The 18,103-nt window shown below is 68.6% G+C and carries 16 protein-coding genes; 9 read left to right on the top strand and 7 right to left on the bottom strand.

Translation table 11 applies throughout. The features are described 5' to 3' along the window. Window positions 1–17: 17 nt before the first annotated feature. Window positions 18–506, bottom strand: coding sequence for a hypothetical protein (locus Q8Z05_RS04415; RefSeq protein WP_305942279.1), 489 nt, complete (start codon window positions 504–506; stop codon window positions 18–20). 250 nt (window positions 507–756) lie between these two features. Here Q8Z05_RS04415 and Q8Z05_RS04410 point away from each other — a divergent pair, with 250 nt between their 5' ends. Further along, window positions 757–1,323 carry a type 1 glutamine amidotransferase domain-containing protein gene (locus tag Q8Z05_RS04410; RefSeq protein WP_305942278.1) on the top strand — a complete coding sequence of 189 codons (567 nt, stop codon included), beginning with the start codon at window positions 757–759 and terminating at the stop codon, window positions 1,321–1,323. Window positions 1,324–1,440: 117 nt separating this feature from the next. Here the strand turns inward: Q8Z05_RS04410 and Q8Z05_RS04405 are convergent, their stop codons facing one another. The 6 genes from Q8Z05_RS04405 to Q8Z05_RS04380 all read right to left on the bottom strand — a co-directional run bounded on the left by Q8Z05_RS04405 (window position 1,441) and on the right by Q8Z05_RS04380 (window position 6,498). After that, complete coding sequence (locus tag Q8Z05_RS04405; RefSeq protein ID WP_305942277.1) at window positions 1,441–1,686, bottom strand: hypothetical protein; 246 nt, start codon at window positions 1,684–1,686, stop codon at window positions 1,441–1,443. 73 nt (window positions 1,687–1,759) lie between these two features. Then, entirely contained in the window at window positions 1,760–1,990 is a 231-nt protein-coding gene (locus tag Q8Z05_RS04400) for a hypothetical protein (protein ID WP_305942276.1), read from the bottom strand. A gap of 322 nt (window positions 1,991–2,312) precedes the next feature. Then, entirely contained in the window at window positions 2,313–3,989 is a 1,677-nt protein-coding gene (locus Q8Z05_RS04395) for an FAD-dependent oxidoreductase (protein WP_305942275.1), read from the bottom strand. Then, complete coding sequence (locus Q8Z05_RS04390; RefSeq protein ID WP_305942274.1) at window positions 3,986–5,104, bottom strand: alcohol dehydrogenase catalytic domain-containing protein; 1,119 nt, start codon at window positions 5,102–5,104, stop codon at window positions 3,986–3,988. Before Q8Z05_RS04390 ends, Q8Z05_RS04395 begins: the two co-directional genes overlap by 4 nt. After that, a complete protein-coding gene (locus tag Q8Z05_RS04385; RefSeq protein ID WP_305942273.1) occupies window positions 5,098–5,400 on the bottom strand; it encodes a YciI family protein in 303 nt (100 codons plus the stop codon). The genes Q8Z05_RS04390 and Q8Z05_RS04385 overlap by 7 nt, the downstream gene beginning before the upstream one ends. A gap of 162 nt (window positions 5,401–5,562) precedes the next feature. Further along, window positions 5,563–6,498: a LysR family transcriptional regulator gene (locus tag Q8Z05_RS04380; protein ID WP_305942272.1), complete on the bottom strand. Its 936-nt coding sequence runs from the start codon at window positions 6,496–6,498 to the stop codon at window positions 5,563–5,565. Window positions 6,499–6,548: 50 nt separating this feature from the next. Here Q8Z05_RS04380 and Q8Z05_RS04375 point away from each other — a divergent pair, with 50 nt between their 5' ends. The 8 genes from Q8Z05_RS04375 (at window position 6,549) to Q8Z05_RS04340 (ending at window position 18,076) form a co-directional block, all read left to right on the top strand. Beyond that, window positions 6,549–7,379 (top strand): IclR family transcriptional regulator, encoded by an 831-nt coding sequence (locus Q8Z05_RS04375; protein ID WP_305942271.1) that lies wholly within the window; start codon window positions 6,549–6,551, stop codon window positions 7,377–7,379. A gap of 212 nt (window positions 7,380–7,591) precedes the next feature. Then, a complete protein-coding gene (locus Q8Z05_RS04370) occupies window positions 7,592–8,968 on the top strand; it encodes an MFS transporter (RefSeq protein WP_305942270.1) in 1,377 nt (458 codons plus the stop codon). A 76-nt stretch (window positions 8,969–9,044) separates the two neighbouring features. Then, entirely contained in the window at window positions 9,045–10,214 is a 1,170-nt protein-coding gene (locus Q8Z05_RS04365) for a Gfo/Idh/MocA family protein (RefSeq protein WP_305942269.1), read from the top strand. Window positions 10,215–10,223: 9 nt separating this feature from the next. Next, the gene (locus tag Q8Z05_RS04360; protein WP_305942268.1) at window positions 10,224–12,269 is read left to right on the top strand and encodes an FAD-dependent oxidoreductase; all 2,046 of its coding nucleotides are present in this window, start codon (window positions 10,224–10,226) and stop codon (window positions 12,267–12,269) included. After that, complete coding sequence (locus Q8Z05_RS04355; RefSeq protein ID WP_305942267.1) at window positions 12,266–13,147, top strand: sugar phosphate isomerase/epimerase family protein; 882 nt, start codon at window positions 12,266–12,268, stop codon at window positions 13,145–13,147. The genes Q8Z05_RS04360 and Q8Z05_RS04355 overlap by 4 nt, the downstream gene beginning before the upstream one ends. Further along, entirely contained in the window at window positions 13,099–13,923 is an 825-nt protein-coding gene (locus Q8Z05_RS04350; RefSeq protein ID WP_305942266.1) for an aldo/keto reductase, read from the top strand. Before Q8Z05_RS04355 ends, Q8Z05_RS04350 begins: the two co-directional genes overlap by 49 nt. A gap of 48 nt (window positions 13,924–13,971) precedes the next feature. Next, complete coding sequence (locus Q8Z05_RS04345) at window positions 13,972–15,852, top strand: FAD-dependent oxidoreductase (protein ID WP_305942265.1); 1,881 nt, start codon at window positions 13,972–13,974, stop codon at window positions 15,850–15,852. Between the two features lie 130 nt (window positions 15,853–15,982). Then, on the top strand, window positions 15,983–18,076 hold the full coding sequence (locus Q8Z05_RS04340; RefSeq protein WP_305942264.1) for a S8 family serine peptidase: 2,094 nt from the start codon (window positions 15,983–15,985) through the stop codon (window positions 18,074–18,076). Window positions 18,077–18,103: the final 27 nt, after the last annotated feature.

Below are 18,103 nucleotides of genomic sequence, written 5' to 3'. Positions count from 1 at the left end.
CGCTAGTTGGACCTGCGCTAATTCGACATGGACGTGGTGCCGCTGCCCTTCCAGCCGGTGAACGGCGACCAGACGCCGCCGGTCCCTTCCTGGTGGCGGACCTTGTGGTACACCTCCTCGTTGCCGATCTCGGTGTTGGTCAGCGTGCGGACATTGTGGATGGTGACCGTTCCGCTGTAGTAGCCGAGCGAGCGGCTGAAGCTGGAGTTGCCGAGGTGGTCGTCGCCGTTGGGCCAGTCGTCACTTTCCCAGCGCTGCTGCTCAATGTAGACGGAACGGTCGTTGTAGCAGCGGACCTGGATCTGGTAGTCCACCAGCTTGGTCCCCGAGGAATTGAAGCCGGCAAAGACGGGCTTCAGCGGGGTGACGGTGCAGGCGTAGTTGGTGGTGGCGGCCTGGGCGGGCGCGGCGAGGGCGACGCCGCCCGCAGCAAGTCCCAGCGTCATTGCTGAAACGAGTGCGATCTTGGCGCGGGAGGGGCGGGACTTCGTTGTTCCGTCGGTCATGGACATTTTTCTTCTTGCTCCTGTTGCGGTGATGGTGGTTTCGGCCAGGAATCCTTTCCTGAGACCGTGGTTCCATGGTGCGCGCGGGGCGGTGTCGCTGACTTCCGTGCTAGCACGGTTTGATGGGCACGGTTTTGATCGCACGGGTTGATCGGGGCTGTCTGATCGGGGCGGCAGGATTATCAGCTTGCTTATTATTTCCGGGGTTCCTAGTGTTAAACGCGTAAGGCATCCGTCAAGAGGAGGACATATGTCAGCGCACAATATTGCAGGCAAGAAGGTTGCGTTCCTGCTGACCGACGGCGTGGAGCAGGTGGAGCTGACCAGCCCCTGGAACGCCGTGAAGGAAGCCGGCGGCGAGCCCACGCTGGTGGCGCCGAAGGCCGGAAAGCTGCAGGGCTACGACGGCACCGAAAAGGGCGAAAAGTTCGACGTCGACATCACCGTGGCCGAGGCCAACGCCGCAGATTTCCATGCGCTGGTGATTCCCGGCGGTGTGGTCAACGCGGACCACCTCCGCGTGGACAAGGACGCCCAGGCCTTCGCCCGGAGCTTCTTCGAGCAGCACAAGCCGGTGGCCTCCATCTGCCACGGGCCGTGGCTGCTCATCGACGCCGGCGTGGTCCGCGGCCGCAAGCTGACCTCGTACCACACGCTCCAGACCGACCTGAAGAACGCCGGCGCGGACTGGAGTGACCAGGAAGTGGTGGTGGACCAGGGCTTCGTGACCAGCAGGCACCCCGGGGACCTCAAGGCCTTCAACGACAAACTGCTTGAAGAGATCGAAGAGGGCGAGCACGCCGGCCAGACTGCCTGACCGGCTGCAGCAGCCGGCACGACGCAAAGCCGGCGCAACGCAAAGCCGGCACAACGCAAAGAAGAGGGGCCCGATGGCGGCGATTGCCGCCGTCGGGCCCCTCTGTTGCGTGTCGGTTCAGTCGCTCGAGCCGGGTTCGGTGGTGAGGCCGCGGTGGTCCGCGGTTTTGCGGTTCTGTTCTTCGGCGGGCCCCGGCGGTTGGGTGCCGTCTGCTGCGTCCGGACGGTCCGGCTTGCCATCAACAGGGCCGGGGCCGGCGTGGCGGCCGGATGCCTGGGCTGCCGGCTTGTCCCGGGGCACCGGGCTTGACTGGTCCTCGACGCCGTCGTTCACGATGTCTTCGGGCTTATGTTCGGTGCTCATGGACTGCTCCTGATCTCGCGGTATGGTTTCACGCTACAGGCGGGGCGGGGGTCCGTACAGGTTCGGCGCGGTGCTACGCCGTGGAAGCCCACTGCCGCAGCTCCCGGGTCTCGCCGTAGGGCACCTCGCGGCTCACGGCCACGGTGTAGGTGGAGAATCCCGTTTGGGTGACCAGCACTCCGTGCCGCTGTTCCTGGATGGCGTGCCGGCGGGCGATGTCCACTGCACTGTTGAGGTCGTGTTCGATGGTGGCGGGATCGTGGGCAACGATTTCCAGCAGGATGTCTGAGTGGTGCTTGATCATGGGGTGCTCTCTTTCGCGGTGGCGGGGCGGTGGAATCCGGGGAGGGCAAAAGGGGTGCCGGTAACGGCAGAAAATGATTCGAGCTGAAGGTGATTCGAAAAGGCCCGGCATTCTGAGATGGGGCGGGGCCGGCTCCATGCGTCCGGCGGGAGGATCGGGAACGTCTTGCCGCTCCTGCGGATCCACCCTAAGTGTGGCCGACCGACCGGCCCCAAGGCAATCACTTCGGTGGAATTTCTTTTGTGTCCCGCATCACACGCCAAAGGCAAGGGGTCAACGGCGGTACCCTCCGCCGTCGGCCCCTTGCCTTTTGTGGTGACCTTTAGTGCCGTGGGCTCGCCGCCAGGTGCTCGCCCACCGCGAAGGCCCGCGTGATGGCGGATCCCAGCGTGGCGCCGCCGCCGGGGTAGTTGTTCCGGAACACGCCGGCAGCCACGTTCCCCGCGGCGTACAGGCCGGGGATCGGCTGGCGGCGGCGGTCCAGCACCCGGCCGTCGAAGTCGGTGTCCAGGCCGCCGGAGGTTCCCAGGACGCCCGCCGAAACGGGCACCGCGTGGAACGGGCCGGTGGCCAGCGGGGCCAGGCACGGGTTGGGGGTGTTGCCGGCATCGCCCAGGAAACGGTCCTGGGCTGTGGCGCCGCGGTGGAACTCGGTGTCGGTGCCTGCCGCAGCGTCGGCATTGAAGCGGGCCACAGTTGCACAGAGCCCGGCGGGGTCGATCCCCAGCTTTTCGGCCAGTTCCGCCAGGGTCCCGGCGGACGTCATCCATTCGGCCGGCCGCCCGGGCGTTGAGCCGGCCACCGGGTACTTGGACAGGTAGGCGGAGTCGAACACCAGCCACGCCGGGTTGTTCTGCTGCCGCCCGGTGTGCGGGTCCACCGAGGCAAACACGCGGCAGGCGTCGTGGTAGTTCAGTGCTTCGTTGACAAAGCGCTTTCCTGCGGCGTTCACCGTGATGGAACCGGGCAGGGTCATCTCCACGTTGCCCATCCGGCCGGACTGGCGGCCGTCGTACTGATGCGCCGGTGCGGAGATCACGGGAACGCCCCAGATGGCGGTCATGTCGGCCACCGCGGCCCCGGCCTTAAGGCCCAGTTCCAGCCCGTCGCCCTCATTGGAGGGCGCGCTGATGGGCGTCACCGGGAAGGGCAGGAACGCCTGGCGCAGCCGTGGATTCCATTCGAACCCGCCGGAGGCCAGCACGACGGCGGCAGCCGCCACGGTCCTGCTGCCAGCACCAGGTGCGCCGCTGCCGATCGTGACACTCCAGCCGCTTTCCGAACGGACCAGGTCCTCCACGGGGGCTTCGGCGACTATCCGGACACCCCTGTCCAGGGCGCTCGCGAGCAGCCGGCCCACCAGCGCCCCGCCCATGGTGCGCACCCCGGTCGCCGCCCGCTTCGCGAGCAGTCCGGGATCCGCGGCGCGGCCGTTGAGCTCGTCCCGCTCGGTCATGGTCAGGAGCGGAAAGTACGACGACGGCCGGATGGCCTCCGCCAGCCCCGGGTAATCCGACGGATCGAAAGCGTCGTTGTCCAGGCCGCGCCCGCCGTCGGCCGCTCCGTTCCATTCCAGGTGGTAGTCGGGGCGGGCGATGGGGGTCATGGACACCCGGGTGTTCCCGGTCAGGTACTCGACGGCGCGGGGTGCAGTGCGGACGTACCAGTCGATTTCCGCCGCCGAGAGGACGTGCCCGGCTGCTTCCGTGAGGTAGGCGACGGCGCGGTCATGGCTGTCGCTGAAGCCGGCCCCGCTGGCAAGGTGGTTGTTCGGCGCCCACATCACCCCGCCGCCGGCGGCGGTGGTCCCGCCCAGCAGCGCCGCCTTCTCGGCCACCAGCACGCTCAGCCCGGCGTCTGCCGCGCGGACTGCGGCCACCAGGCCGGCCGCGCCGCTGCCGGCCACTACAACGTCGTACGCGGCAGCGAGCTCCCCGGCCGGCGTCAGCACGGTGCGGGTAGCGCCTGTGCTTGCGCCGGTGCGTAGGCCCGTGCTCATGGCCGGCCTCCCGCCGGGGTGAGTGCCCCTGCGAATGCCGCGGCTGGTCCGGCGGGTGATCCGGCGATTCCGGCCGCCGGCATCTCGATGACGATCTTTCCCACTTTCTCTGTGCGGTTGCGCATCAGCTCATAGGCCTGCTGCAGCTCCGCGAAGCCGAAGCGGTGGGTCATCAGGGCCCGGGCGCGCTCAGGATGGCGGGCCAGCAGGTCCAGTCCGTCCGGGATCAGGTTGAGGCTGTTCCGGCTGCCCAGCAGGTCCAATTCCTTGAAGGGGATGTCCTTCATGGAGACCGCGGCCGTGCGCGGTGAGATGCCCACCTGGACGATGCGGCCGGCGCTTGCCACGAGGCGGATGGCGTTCTCCAGGGAAGAGGGTACGCCGGTGGCCTCGAGGACCAGGCCGGGGCCGTAGCCGTCGGTCAGGCGGCCCAGCCGCGCGGACTGCTCATTGCCGGGGAAGCAGGCGGGGTCGACCAGCAGGGTGTCCACCGCGCCGAAGGTGCGTGCCAGCGCCAGGCGGTCAGCCTCCGTATCGGCGCAGACGACGTCAACCCCCAGATCAGTCAGGTAGAGGGTGGCAAGCAGCCCGATGGGTCCGCTGCCCAGGACCAGGGCGGTTTCCCCTGGTTCGGGACGGCCCCGGTTCACGGCCTGCATGGCGATGGATGCCGGTTCGGCCATGGCGGCGAGATCCAGCGCGAGGCCCTGAGGAACCGGGCACAGCTTTTCCACCGGGACGCTGAGCACTTCCACCAGGGCGCCGTCGGAATAGCAGCCGATGCAACTGATATTCCGGCACACATTGAACCTGCCCTGAAGGCACGGCCGGCATGTTCCGCAGTAGGTCATGGGGCTGACGGCAACCCTGTCGCCGGTCCGGATTCCGGCAGTGTTGTCGGAGTTGTGATCGCCGATTGCCTCGACGACGCCGGAGAACTCGTGGCCCTGGACGATGGGCAGTTCGGTGGGGTAGTCGTCCTCCCAGATATGCAGGTCCGTGCCGCAGAGCGTCACGTGGTGGACCCGGACCAAAGCGTGGCCCGGTTCAAGGACGGGCTCGGCCACGTCCTCGTAGCTGATGGTCTCCCTGGCAACGGTGCGTGCGGTCAGCATGCCGCGTCCACGCGTTCGGCGCCGAAGAAGATGTTCCACTGGCGGATGGTCCGCTCCTCGATGAGGTTGTTGCTGAAGAACGGATCCTGGTTCATCAGTGCTTCGACGTCTGCCTTGGATTCGCCCTTGAGGATCAGCAGGGCGCCGGGGGCCTCCCCGGAACCGAAGGGCCCGCTGGTGATCAGCCTGCCGCCGTCGAACAGCGTTTTCAGGAATTCCACGTGGCGGGGGCGGTGCTCATCGCGGCGTCCGGCGGTGGCGTCGGTGTAGGCATAGGTGACGGCGAAAGTTGCCATGGGTGCGGTGTCCTCTTCATTGAGCGCTGGTGGGATGTCATTCAATAGTGGGTGCAGGATTGAGACGCGTCCAACACTTACTTGGTCTTTGACTATGTGCTGAAAACACATAGTCAACCCAACATGGCGGCTCTGGTTCGGAGGGGCAGCGGTTCGAAGGGATCAGCTCGGCGGCGTGGGCAGGACCGTATCGGCCAGCTCAAGGGCCAGCTTGAGGGCGGGTGACACGAGGGCCGGATTCCATGCGATTCCGGAGTCCAGCAGCGGGACCTCGCCGGAGAGCGGGATGAACACCGTTCCGCCCGGCATGATGCCGGCCATGGAGTCGGGCATCAGGCTGACGCCTACCCCGCCGGCCACCAGTGAAAGGGCCGTATAGGGATCGGATACCTCCTGCGCAATGCGCGGCCGGAAACCGGCGGCGGTGCACGCCGAGAAAGTGGCCTCCCGCAGCGTGGACCCCTGCGCTGCCGGCATGGTGACGAAGCCATCGGCCGCCAGGTCGGCCAATGCGATGGAGGGCCGGCCGGCCAGGGGATGGTCCACCGGAACGGCAGCGCCCAGCGGCTCCACGGCGATGCGCCGCGTGGCCAGGGAAGGAGCATCCACCGGTAGCCCGATGAAGGACAGGTCCAGGGAACCGTTGCGCAGCTGGTCGAGGGCGTCCTGCGTCAGCAGCCCTCCGCTGAGGGTGAGGTCCAGATGCGGGTAGTTGTTGCGCAGGGCCCGCGTGAGCGGCGGGAGCGTCCTGTGGTTGAGGGCTCCGGAAAATCCGATGCTGAGCCGGCCGTAGACTTCGCCGCTGTCCGCGGTGGCGGCCCGGCGCGCCAGGTCCAGTTCCTCCACGATTTTCCGCGCGTGGGGAAGGAACGCGATACCGGCCGTCGTCAGCGAGACCGCCCTGGTGTTCCTCTCGAAGAGGTCCGTTCCGAGGCTTCTTTCCAGCTTCTTGATGGTTTGGCTCAGCGGGGACTGCGCCATGCGAAGCCGGTGGGCGGCGCGGCCAAAATGCAATTCCTCGGCCACGGCAAGGAAAGCCTCGATCTGCCGCAGCTCCACGTGGTTCCTTCCGCTGGTTCCTTGCTCAGGTGTTGTCACGCCAAGGCTATATTGGCAGGAAAGACACAGGCGACAACCCGGGAGGAACCATGGCGAACTCCGCATCGGGGGAGTCCGTCATCCAGCGCGTGGTGAAGATCCTGGATGCCTTCTCCAAGGGGCACCCCCGGCTGACCCTTGCCGACCTGGTCCGCATCACCGGCATGTCCAGCAGCACTGCCCACCGCCTGGCCAAGGACCTCGTGGACAGCGGGCTGCTCAACCGCGGCGACTCGGGGGACTACGGCGTGGGCGTCAAAATGTGGGAACTTGCCTCGCGCAGCAACCCCCTCGAAGAGTTCCGGCGCCGCGGGCTTCCCTTCCTGGAAGGCGTCCACGCGGCCGTCCGCGAGAACGTCTCCCTGTCCGTCCCCGACGTCGAATCCGGCAGCGTCCTCTACCTTGAACGCCTGGACCGGCACGGCACGGTGTTGAACCTTGCCGACGTCGCCGGCCGGCTGGACATCCACAACACGTCCTCGGGCCTCGCCATGATGGCCCACATGCCGCGCCACATCCAGGAGCGTTTCCTGGCAGGCCCGCTGGAGAAGACCACGCCCAACACGGAGACGGACCCCGTGAAGATCCGCGCGCACCTGGCGTTGATCCGGGAACGGGGCTATGTCCGGCTGGCCGGCGTCCTGGTCCCGGAAAACACCGCCTACTCCGTGCCCGTGTTCGGCGAGGGCAACAGCGTCATCGGTGCGATCGCCGTCGTCGTTCCCACCGCGGACGAGAAGCCACAACTGATCCTGCCGGTGCTGGTGGCTGCCGGCCGCGGCCTCTCCCGGACCATGGGCGCGGAGCGCCGGCCGTACGGCACCCGGCCTTGGCTGGAGCCGGGCCGCCAGGCTGCCGGCGGCCGGGACGCGAAGATCTAGGCTGCGCCCGCTCTATCGATGCCGTCCCGTTGAATGGGATCTGCCGCTGAGTTCTGTGATGCCCCTCATACAGTTTTTCTTCAGGGAACCACGCCACCGCCCGCCAGCCGGCGGACGGTCCTGGCCCCCAAAAACGCTTACGGAACGTGCCACCGCAACGTGGCGGCGGCCCTCCACCACCCCTAACCCGTGACACTCGACGAGGAGACACTATGGGACCTGTCCAGCAACCCCCGGCAATAGATGCCCTGGCAACTGACGCCCCGGCGCCGGCGGAAACCCGCCCGGCCAAGATGCCAAAGAAGGCTGCGCTCGCGTCCTTCCTGGGATCCACCCTGGAGTACTACGACTTCTTCATTTACGGCACCGCCGCGGCGCTGGTCTTCCCCAAGATCTTCTTCCCCGGCGGCGACCCCGTGGTGGCGCTGCTCGGGGCGATGGCCACCTTCGGCGTCGGGTACCTCGCCCGGCCGCTGGGCGGCATCGTGATGAGCCACTTCGGTGACAAGGTGGGCCGCAAGCAGGCCCTCATGATCACGCTGGTCATCATGGGCGTCGCCTCCATCGGCATCGGCTTCCTGCCCACGTACGGCCAGATCGGCTACTGGGCCACGGCGCTGCTGCTCGTCGGCCGCCTGGCGCAGGGCTTCTCCGCCGGCGCCGAAGCCGCCGGAGCATCAACGCTCACCATGGAGCACTCCCCGGAAGGCCGCCGCGGCTTCTTCACCAGCTTCGTGATGACCGGCTACGCCTCCGGCATGGTGCTCTCCACCGTGGTCTTCATTCCGCTGGCCGCCCTGCCCGAAGACCAGCTGCTCAGCTGGGGCTGGCGCGTACCGTTCTGGATGTCCGTGGTGGTCCTGGGCGTCGCCTACTGGATCCGCACGCGCCTGGAGGAACCGCCGGTCTTTGAAGAGGCCGTGGACCCGACGAAGCCCAAGGGCATCCCGGCGGCCGAGGTACTGAAGACCCAGTGGCGCGACGTCCTGCGCATCGCCCTGGTCATGCTGTTCTCCGTCATGCAGACCACCTTCACGGTCTACGCCCTGGCCTACGCCACCGGACCCTCCATCGGCCTGGACCGGACCCTGATGCTCAGCGTCAACGCCATCACCATCGGCCTGTCCATGTTCACCATCCCGCTGGCCGGCATCATCTCCGACAGGTTCGGCCGCAAGAAGGTGCTCCTGGTGGGCGCGCTCGGTTGCGCCATCACCTCATTCGGCTACTTCTGGGCCATCAGCGAGCACAACGTCCCGCTGATCTTCGTCTTCGGGTTCCTGAACATGAGCGTGTTCTACTCCTGCTGGAACGGCGTCTGGACGGTCTTCTTCCCCGAGATGTTCCCCGCCCCGGTCCGCTACTCGGGCATGGCCATCGGCAGCCAGGTGGGCCTGATCCTCACCGGGTTCGCCCCCGTCATTGCCACCATGCTCGCCCGGCCCGGCCCCGGCGGCTGGATTCCGGTGGCCAGCTTCACGGTGGTCTGCCTGACGGTCTCCGCGATCGCCATCGCCACGGCGAGGGAAACCCACAAGACCCCGCTCGAAGAGCTCGGCCTGCCCCGCAAGCGCCGCGTTTCCGCCTAGCGCCCCTCCAGCCAGGGCACCGCCGGCCAGCGCACCACCGGCCAGCGCGCCCACGCACCAGAAAGTTGATCCTCCCGTGACATCATCAGCATCCGCACCCGCCCGTACCTTCCGCGTCGGCATCGTCGGCTGCGGGGCCATCTCCCGCAACCACCTTGAGGCCTTCGGCGCCCTGGACAACGTCCGGATCGTCGGGGTCTGCGACATCGACCTGGACCGGGCCCGTGCCACGGCCAAGTCCTGGGGTGTGCCGCACGCCGTGGACACGGTGGCCGAACTGCTGGGCCTCGGGGTGGACATCATCTCGGTCTGCACGCCGCACCCCACCCATGAGGACGTGGTGCTGCAGTCGGCCGCGGCGGGCGTCCACGTCCTCTGCGAGAAGCCCATCTCCACGGACCTGCCCTCCGCCGAACGGATGGCGGCGGCCTGCGCCGGCGCCGGGGTGAAGCTGGGCGTGCTCTTCCAGCGCCGCTTCTGGCCGGGCGCCCAGCGGATCCGGGCGGCGATCGACGACGGCACCCTGGGCCGCCCGGTGATGGGCCAGTGCTCGGTGATGCTGCACCGCGAACCCGAGTACTACTCCAAGGACGCCTGGCGGGGAACGTGGGCCAACGACGGCGGCGGCGTGCTCATGACGCAGGCCATCCACTACATCGACCTGCTGCAGTGGTTCATGGGGGACATCGCCGAGGTCTACGGGAAAATCAACACCTACAAGCACGGCGCCAACATCGAGGTGGAGGACTCCGCCACGGCCGTCCTGACCTTCACCTCCGGAGCCATGGCCACGCTGGAGGCCTCGACGGCGGTCTCGCCCAGCCTGGGCGTGCAGATCCGGATCACCGGCGAGACCGGCGCCTCGGCCTCCCTCACCGAGTTCCCGGAGGGCAGCGACGGCCGGGTGGACCTGTGGGCCGTCGGCGAAACCATCACCACCGAAGCCGTCCACCCGGCGGGCATCCGGCCCAATGCGGACCTGGCCACCATCAACGGCCAGCTCATCCCGCACCACACCAGCCAGGTCCGCGACTTCGTGGCCGCACTGGAGAACGGCACCGACCCGGCCATCACCGGCGAGGACGCCACCAGGGCGCTGCGCATCCTGCTTGCCGTCTACGAGTCCTCCCGCACCGGCGTCCCGGTCCGCTTCGCCGCGGTGGACCAGCTGGACGTCACCGGCCAGCACTCCCCGCCGGAAGCCCCGGCAGCCGACCTCGCCACCCGTATTCCGGCAGCACGTTAGGGAAGACGAATGACCACCGAAAGCCACGCGGCCCTGCCGCTGACCCTCGGCCGCAACGGCCGCACCCCGCGGACACTCCGCAACCGCCTCGCCTCCGCCCCGATGGAACGCAACTACGGCACCACGGACGGCCGCATCACCGAGCAATACATCGACTACCTGGTCACCCGGGCCAAGGCCGGACTGGCGCTGGTAACCACCGAAGCCACCTATGTCCGCGCCGACGGCAAGGGCCGCACCCACCAGCTGGGCCTGCACAGCGACGCCACGGTCCCGGGCCTGCGCAAACTCACGGATGCCCTGCACGCCGAAGGTGCGCTCGCCGCCGTCGAACTTAACCACGGCGGCCGCACCGCGCAGGCAGCAGTGTCCGGCCGCAAGAACCTGGCGCCGTCGCCGGTCCCGTGTGCGGTGGCTGGGGGCGAGGTGCCGCGGGAACTCACCGTCGGGGGATGCCACGACCTCGCGGAAGCGTACGGCCAGGCCGCCCGCCGTGCGGTGGACGCGGGCTTCGACGTCATCAACATCCACGGCGCCCACGGCTACCTGATCCACCAGTTCATGTCCCCCATCTCCAACCACCGCACTGACGAATTCGCCGCCCCCGAACGCTTCATGAACCTGGTGATCGACGAAGTCCGGCAGGCCGCGCCAGATGCCATCATCGGCATGCGCGTCTCCGTGGTGGAGGGCCCGGCGGACGGCATCACGGCAGAGCAGCAGCTGGCCATCATCGGCAAGGCACACCTTGAGAAACTCGACTTCCTGGACATCTCCGCCGGCAGCTACGAGGCCGGCGAATGGATTGTCCAGTCCGGAGAATGGAAGCCCGGCGTCCTGTCCGAGTACGCCAGGGCCTACCGCCGGTTCGGCCTTCCGCTGGGCATGGCCGGCCGGCTGAACTCCGCGGCCATCATCGAAGAGGTCCTCGACGAAGGCACCTGCGACTTTGTCAGCCTGGCCCGCGCCATCCATGCCGACCCTGCCTTTGTGGGCGGCGTCCTGCACGGCGGGCGGTACCGCCCGTGCATCGCTTGCAACGTCTGCATCGACAACCTGGGCCTCGGCCAGGTGACCTGCACGGTAAACCCGGCCGTGGGACGCTCCCGCGTCCCTGTGCCCACGCCCGCCGTCCGGGAGGGCTCCCGCGTTGTGGTGGTGGGCGCCGGCCCAGCAGGCCTCACCGCCGCCCGTGAACTCGCCGAAGCCGGTGCGCAGGTGACCGTGCTCGACGACGGCGCCCGCCCCGGCGGGCAGTTCGCCCTGGCGGAACGGATGAAGTCCACCCCGGACTTCCACCGCTTCGCCGAATGGTCCGCGGCGGAGAACACCCGGCTCGGCATCGACATCCGGCTTGGAACACGCGTGGATACCAGCGACGTCGCCGCACTGGCCCGCAGAACCGGTGCCGACGCCGTCGTGCTGGCCACGGGCGGTTTACGCCCGGACGCCGGGTTCCCCGGCGCGGACTCCCCGAACGTCCAGGACGTGCGTGAGTGGCTCGCCACCCGTCCCGGCGTTCTGGACAGCGGTGCTTCCGATGGCGAAGTCCCCGCGGCCGTGACCATCTGGGGCGCCGACTCGGTGGCCATGAGCGTGGCGGACACCCTGGCGGACCGCGGCACCGCCGTGCTGCTGGTGGGGCCGCAGGAGGTCATCGCGCCGGAATCCGGCCGCCGCGCCAAGATCCTGGCCGTGCCCAGGCTGGAGCAGAATCCGCGGGTCCGGATCCGGCTGGGCGCCACCATCGAGGAATACGACGGCACCCGGGTGCGGCTGGGCAGCGGCGAGTGGCTGGACGCTCCAGGGCCGCTGCTGGTCTCCCGCTCGGTGGCCCCGCTGGACGGCTCCGTGCCGGCCAGGGAACGCGACGCGGCGCTCAGCTTCGTGGCCGGGGTTCCCGTGACCCTTGCCGGCTCGGTGGTGGACCAGACCCCGGCCATCGCCTCCAACGCCGTGAAGAGCGGGTACGACGCCGCCCAGCGCGTGGCGGCCGCACTGGCCGCGGACTCCTCTGCCATGAGCGAACTGAGCCTGAACGGAGCAGCATCATGACCATCCCGTCACGCCGCCAGGTGGGCCTGGCCCAGCTGTCCCTCGTGGGAACCGCACCCCCGGACCTCGTGGCCATCGCAGCCGAGGCGGGCTTCGACTTCATCGGCGCCCGCGTCCGGCCGGTCACCGCCACCGAACGCGCCTACGACCTGCAGCCCGGCTCGCCCATGCTGAAGGAAACCCTGGCCCGGATGCGGGACACCGGGGTGGCCGTGAAGGACATCGAGTTCCTGCTGCTGGACGGCAGTGATCAGCGCGAGGCCTGGCTGCGGATGATGGAAGCCGGTCAGGCGCTGGGCGCCGGCTCGCTGACCGTGGCCGGCGCCGATCCGGACACCGCCCGGCTGGGGGACACCCTGGCCCGGATGACAGCCGATGGCCGGGGCTTCGGCATCGTGCCCACGCTGGAACCGATCTCCTACCAGGCGGTGCATTCCATCCCCGCCGCGGTGGACCTGGCCCGGGCCGCCGGCTGCAAGGTCGTGGTGGACGCCCTGCACTTCAACCGCTTCGGCGGAACGTTCGAGCAACTCGCAGCCGGCGCGGACCTCGTCCCGCTGCTGCAGCTGTGCGACGGCCCAACGCAGCGGCCCGCCAGCCGTGAGGACCTGGTGACTGAGTCCCGCTCCGAGCGCGGCGTCCCCGGCGAAGGCGGATTCGATCTCGCAGCGCTGGTGGCCGCCTTCCCCGCCACGACGCCCGTCAGCGTGGAAACGCCGTCGGACCGGCGCGTTGCCCAGCTCGGCGGGCCGGGCTGGGCCCGCACCCTTAGGGCCGCCGCCGACGCCGTCCTGGCGGCAGCGGAGAACCTCCAGAAAGCAGGGGCCAAGTGGAAAGCACGACGACGGAACTTGCCCCCGGCGTCCACGTTCCGCTGATCGGGCTGGGCACCTGGCCGATGGCGGGAGAGGAAGCCGCGGATGCCGTGAACCGCGCCATCGCCAACGGCTACCGGCACATCGATACGGCCGAGAACTACGGCAATGAAGAGGCCGTGGGGGAGGGCATCCGGCGCAGCGGCATCGCCCGGCAGGACATCTTCATCACCACCAAGTTCAACCGGGATTGGCACAGCCGGGACGGCGTCCGGACCGCATTCGAACACTCGGCGCGCAGGCTGGGCGTGGACTACCTGGACCTGTTCCTGGTCCACTGGCCCAACCCGGCGCAGGGCAGGTTCGTCGAAGCCTGCGAAGGCCTCCAGCAGCTGGCGAACGACGGCGCCATCCGCGCCTGGGGAGTGTCCAACTTCAAGCCCGCCCACCTCCGCCAGGTCCTGGGCGCCGGACTCACCGTGCCGGTCAACCAGGTGCAGGTGGACCCCGCCCACGGGCAGCCGGGCCAGCTGGCGTTCCACCGCGAGCACGGCATCGCCACCGGGGCGTACAGCCCGCTCGGCCGCAACGGCGATTTCCTGGCCAGCCCGGCCATCACCGCACCGGCAGCCGAACTGGGCACAACGCCCGGGCAGATCGTGCTCCGCTGGCATGTCCAGCAGGGCCGCATCGCCATGCCGAAGTCCGCCAGCGACGCCCGGCAGCGGCAGAACCTGGACGTCTTCGGCTTCGAGCTGACACCGGACCAGCTGGCGGCCATCAGCGCCTTGGAAACCGGCGCCCCGCCGCGCCTCGATTCAGACACCTTCGGCCACTAAGAGCTTCGGACACTAAGAGACACCGAGAGAACCACAATGGAGAACCCCATGAACGCGAACACCGACCCCACGCCGGACTCGACACCGGCCCCGGCCTCCGCTGGGCAGGAACGCCGCCTTCCAACCCTGGACTGTGACGTCCTGGTGGTCGGATCCGGCGCCGGCGGATTGTCCGCAGCCGTCACCGCTGCCTACCACGGACTCAAGGTCATCGTGGTGGAAAAGGCCGAAGTCTGCGGGGGTGCCACGTCCTGGTCCGGCGGCTGGGCCTGGACGCCCGGCAACCCGCTGGCCAGTGCCGCCGGCGTGAACGAGGACAAGGAAACCTTCCGGACCTACCTGCGCCACACCCTGCGGGAGGAGTACCAGGCGGACAGGGTGGACGCCTTCCTCGAGGCCGTGCCGCACATGGTGGGTTTCTTCCAGGACAAGACATCGCTCCAGTTTGTTCCCGGCACCAGGATCAACGACATCTACGGCAAGATACCGGGTGCAGGCACCGGCAACCGCTCGGTGGGTCCCAGGCCGATCAATGCCCGGCGCATCCGTCCGGAACTCCGCGCCAAGATGCGCCACCAGCTTTACGAAACGTCCTTCCTGGGGATGGGCATCATGGCCGGACCGGACCTTACCAAGTTCCTCTCCGCCTCGCAGGGCAACCCCCAAGGCATCGTGCACGCAGGCTGGCGCCTGGGCCGCCACCTCCTGGACCTGATGGTTCACCGCCGCAACATGCAACTGGTCAACGGGACCGCCTTGACCGGACGCCTGATGAAGTCAGCCGACGACCTCGGTGTGGACATCCGCGTTTCCACGCCTGCCCGGAGGCTGCTTACCGACGACGCCGGCAAGGTGACCGGCGCCGTCGTCGAGTCCCCCGAAGGCGGGCTGCAGATCAACGCAGCATGCGGCGTCGTTCTCGCCGCCGGAGGCTTCCCCCATGACGTCCAGCGCCGGAAGGAACTTTTCCCGCACACTCCCACGGGCCGGGAACACTGGACACTGGCGCCGCGGGAAACCAGCGGCGACGGCATCAGCCTGGCCCAGGCCGTGGGCGCCCGGTTCAAGACCGATGTGAAGTCCGCCGCGGCGTGGTGCCCCGTTTCCCTGGTGCCGTACCGCGACGGCCGCACCGGCACGTTCCCGCACATCATGGACCGCGCCAAGCCGGGCAGCATCGGCGTCCTGCGCTCCGGGAAGCGGTTCGTCAACGAGGCCAACGGCTACTACGACTACGTTGCCGCGCTGATGGCCGCCACCCCCGAGGGCGGCACCGCGGAATCATGGCAGATCGCCGACAGCAGGTTCGTCCGGAGGTTCCCGCTGGGCATGGCCAAGCCGCTGCCGGTCCCGCTGTTCCCGTACCTCCGTTCCGGCTACCTGAAGAAGGGCCGGACCCTCGAGGAGCTCGCGGCCAACTGCGGAATCGACCCCGCGGGCCTCAAAGCCACCGTGGAGGAGTTCAACCGCAACGCCCGCGACGGCGTGGACCCGGACTTCGGCCGCGGTGAGACGGCCTTCAACCGGTACGGCGGCGACGCCGCGAACCGGCCCAACCCCTCGCTGGGCCCGCTCGAGAAAGGACCTTTCTACGCGGTGCGCGTGGTTCCCGGCAGCTTCGGCACCTTCGCCGGGCTCGACGCCGACGGCCGTTCACGCGTGCTGGACAACCACGGCCGGCCGATTGACGGGCTCTACGTTGCAGGCAACGACCAGGCCAATGTGATGGGCGGCCATTACCCCGCCGGCGGCATCAATCTGGGACCGGCCCTCACCTTCGGCTACATCGCCGGCCGCGACCTCGCCGGGGCCGGCGCGTACGAGGACGACGGGACGCTGCCCGCTGAGGTGACTGACTCTGTGCCTGGGGCGGCGGCGGCTGCGGGGTCCGCCCCGATGCCGGCTACCGGCGCGCCGTTGACCGCCTAGGGTGCCGAGCGTATGCTGACGCTCACCTTCCGGGGCCTCCGCTCGGCGGGGACCCAGGTCTCCTTCTAGAACGCATGCGGCCGCCGGGTGCCGAGGCTGTTTCCGGCGGATCGCCAGGGGGCACAATTTCATGTCTGACATCACCATCAACGGCATCACCATCGATCCGATCAAACAGAACCGTGCCCTGCGTGACGCCGGGCTGGTCGCCGAGGACGCCTCGGAATCGGACCACATCCTCATCCAGACCGCGGAGCCGCTGACGGCGGAACAGCGTGCGGAACTTGCCGGCATCGACGTCGAAATGCAGGAATACGTCTCGGACAACACCTACCTGGCAGCGTTCCCGCCGGCAGACCTGGACCGGGTGCGCGCCCTGCCGTTCGTGAGCTGGGCCGACGTCTACTCCCGTGTCTTCAAAATCCCGCCGCCGCTGCTGCCGCGCAGCGCCGATGCGGCGAATGTCCGGTCGCTGGCGGACCACGAGCCGCACCCGGACCGCCGGCTGGAACGGGTGGACCTGCTCCTGCACCCTGGCGTGGAGGCCAGCCCGGACCTGATCGCCCGGGTTGCCGTGGCGGCCCGGGTGGAGCCCGACGCCGTGGCGGTGACCCCGGGAAAGCTGCGCATCACCACCTCGGTGGGCCAGCTCCCGGAACTGGCCGCCATCGACGAGATCCGCGAGATCCATCCGGTGCGCGATCGCCAGCTGTTCAACAACGTTGCCCGGCAGATCCTGAATGCCGGGGTGCAGCTCAACGGGACCACGTACCGGGGCGACGGCGAAGTGGTGGCCGTGGCGGACACCGGATTCGACACCGGCGACGCCGCCAGTCCGCATCCGGCGTTCACCGGACGGGTCCAGACGCTCTATGCGCTGGGCCGCACGGCGCCGGACAAGGCGGACGATCCGCACGGCCACGGCACCCACGTGGCCGGCTCCGTCCTGGGCCGGGGAAACTCGGCCACCATGGGCGGTGACATTGAGGGCACGGCGCCGGAGGCCCTGCTGATCCTGCAGAGCCTCCTGGACGCCAACGGCGGCCTGGGCGGCATTCCGGTCAACCTCAACGACCTCTTCCAAAAGACCTACGACGACGGCGCCCGCGTCCACACAAACTCCTGGGGCGTGCCCGGACTCAACCTCCCCTATGACGCGAGTTCCCGGGAGATCGACGAGTTCGTGTGGAACCACCCGGACCAGGTCATCTGCTTTGCCGCCGGAAACGACGGCGTGGACGGCAACAGCGACGGCACGGTGGACTCGAATTCCATCGGATCGCAGTCCGCGGCCAAGAACTGCATCACCGTGGGCGCCAGCGAGAGCCTCCGCAAGGAATTCGCGCCGTCCTACGGCACGTATTGGCCGGGGGACTTCCCTGCGAACCCCGTCAAGCGGGACAAACAGGCCAACAACCCGGACGGGATGGTGGCCTTCTCCAGCCGCGGGCCCACCAAGGAGGGCCGCATCAAGCCCGACGTCGTGGCCCCGGGGACCAGCATCCTATCGGCCCTCTCGCGGAACGCCCCGATGGGCAACACGTTCGGCACCTCCACCGACCCGCTGTTCTTCTTCGACTCTGGCACCTCGATGGCAACCCCGCTTGTTGCCGGCTGCGCCGCGGTGCTGCGCGAAACCCTGGTGAAAAACGGACTCGGAACACCCAGCGCCGCCCTGGTCAAAGCCCTCCTGATCAACGGCGCCGACGAGCTGCCGGGACAGTACAACCCCAGCGAAGCCGGCGAATCACCCAACGGGAACTCCGGCTGGGGCAGGGTCAACCTGGCCCGGTCCGTGGTCCTTCCCGGGCAGCCCGGCAATGCGGGCCTGGGCGAAGGAGGCCCCCTGGAGCAGGGGGAGGAGGACTCCTTCGTTATCGACATCCCCGAAGAGGTCCCCAAGGTTGCTCCCAAAGGAAGGCGGCACCGGGGTCCGGCCGGGGACCCGGAACCCACCGCCGCCGGGGTGACCCTGAAGATCACCCTTGTATGGTCCGATCCGCCCGGCCCTCAGCTGCAGAACGACCTCGACCTCATCGTGGTGGCGGCCGACGGTAGCGAGCGGCACGGAAATTCCGGAGCCACCGCCGGCTTCGATCACCGGAACAACGTTGAACAGGTCCACTGGACGGGCATCCCGCCGGGCCAGGCCAGGATCACGGTCCGTGCATTCCGGATCACGCAGTTCCCGCAGCCCTACGCCTACGTGTGGCGGCTGTCCTAAGGGTGGCATAACGCCTGAACCGAGGCA

The sequence above is a fragment of the Arthrobacter oryzae genome (assembly GCF_030718995.1).
Taxonomy (GTDB): domain Bacteria; phylum Actinomycetota; class Actinomycetes; order Actinomycetales; family Micrococcaceae; genus Arthrobacter; species Arthrobacter oryzae_C.
This window is presented reverse-complemented; position numbering and strand designations above follow the sequence as displayed.

Excerpts from the sequence above, each read along its gene's own strand:
- Q8Z05_RS04415 (WP_305942279.1), bottom strand. The coding sequence starts at position 506 with ATGACCGACGGAACAACGAAGTCCCGCCCCTCCCGCGCCAAGATCGCA.
- Q8Z05_RS04410 (WP_305942278.1), top strand. The coding sequence starts at position 757 with ATGTCAGCGCACAATATTGCAGGCAAGAAGGTTGCGTTCCTGCTGACC.
- Q8Z05_RS04405 (WP_305942277.1), bottom strand. The coding sequence starts at position 1,686 with ATGAGCACCGAACATAAGCCCGAAGACATCGTGAACGACGGCGTCGAG.
- Q8Z05_RS04400 (WP_305942276.1), bottom strand. The coding sequence starts at position 1,990 with ATGATCAAGCACCACTCAGACATCCTGCTGGAAATCGTTGCCCACGAT.
- Q8Z05_RS04395 (WP_305942275.1), bottom strand. The coding sequence starts at position 3,989 with ATGAGCACGGGCCTACGCACCGGCGCAAGCACAGGCGCTACCCGCACC.
- Q8Z05_RS04390 (WP_305942274.1), bottom strand. The coding sequence starts at position 5,104 with ATGCTGACCGCACGCACCGTTGCCAGGGAGACCATCAGCTACGAGGAC.
- Q8Z05_RS04385 (WP_305942273.1), bottom strand. The coding sequence starts at position 5,400 with ATGGCAACTTTCGCCGTCACCTATGCCTACACCGACGCCACCGCCGGA.
- Q8Z05_RS04375 (WP_305942271.1), top strand. The coding sequence starts at position 6,549 with ATGGCGAACTCCGCATCGGGGGAGTCCGTCATCCAGCGCGTGGTGAAG.
- Q8Z05_RS04370 (WP_305942270.1), top strand. The coding sequence starts at position 7,592 with ATGGGACCTGTCCAGCAACCCCCGGCAATAGATGCCCTGGCAACTGAC.
- Q8Z05_RS04360 (WP_305942268.1), top strand. The coding sequence starts at position 10,224 with ATGACCACCGAAAGCCACGCGGCCCTGCCGCTGACCCTCGGCCGCAAC.
- Q8Z05_RS04355 (WP_305942267.1), top strand. The coding sequence starts at position 12,266 with ATGACCATCCCGTCACGCCGCCAGGTGGGCCTGGCCCAGCTGTCCCTC.
- Q8Z05_RS04345 (WP_305942265.1), top strand. The coding sequence starts at position 13,972 with ATGAACGCGAACACCGACCCCACGCCGGACTCGACACCGGCCCCGGCC.
- Q8Z05_RS04340 (WP_305942264.1), top strand. The coding sequence starts at position 15,983 with ATGTCTGACATCACCATCAACGGCATCACCATCGATCCGATCAAACAG.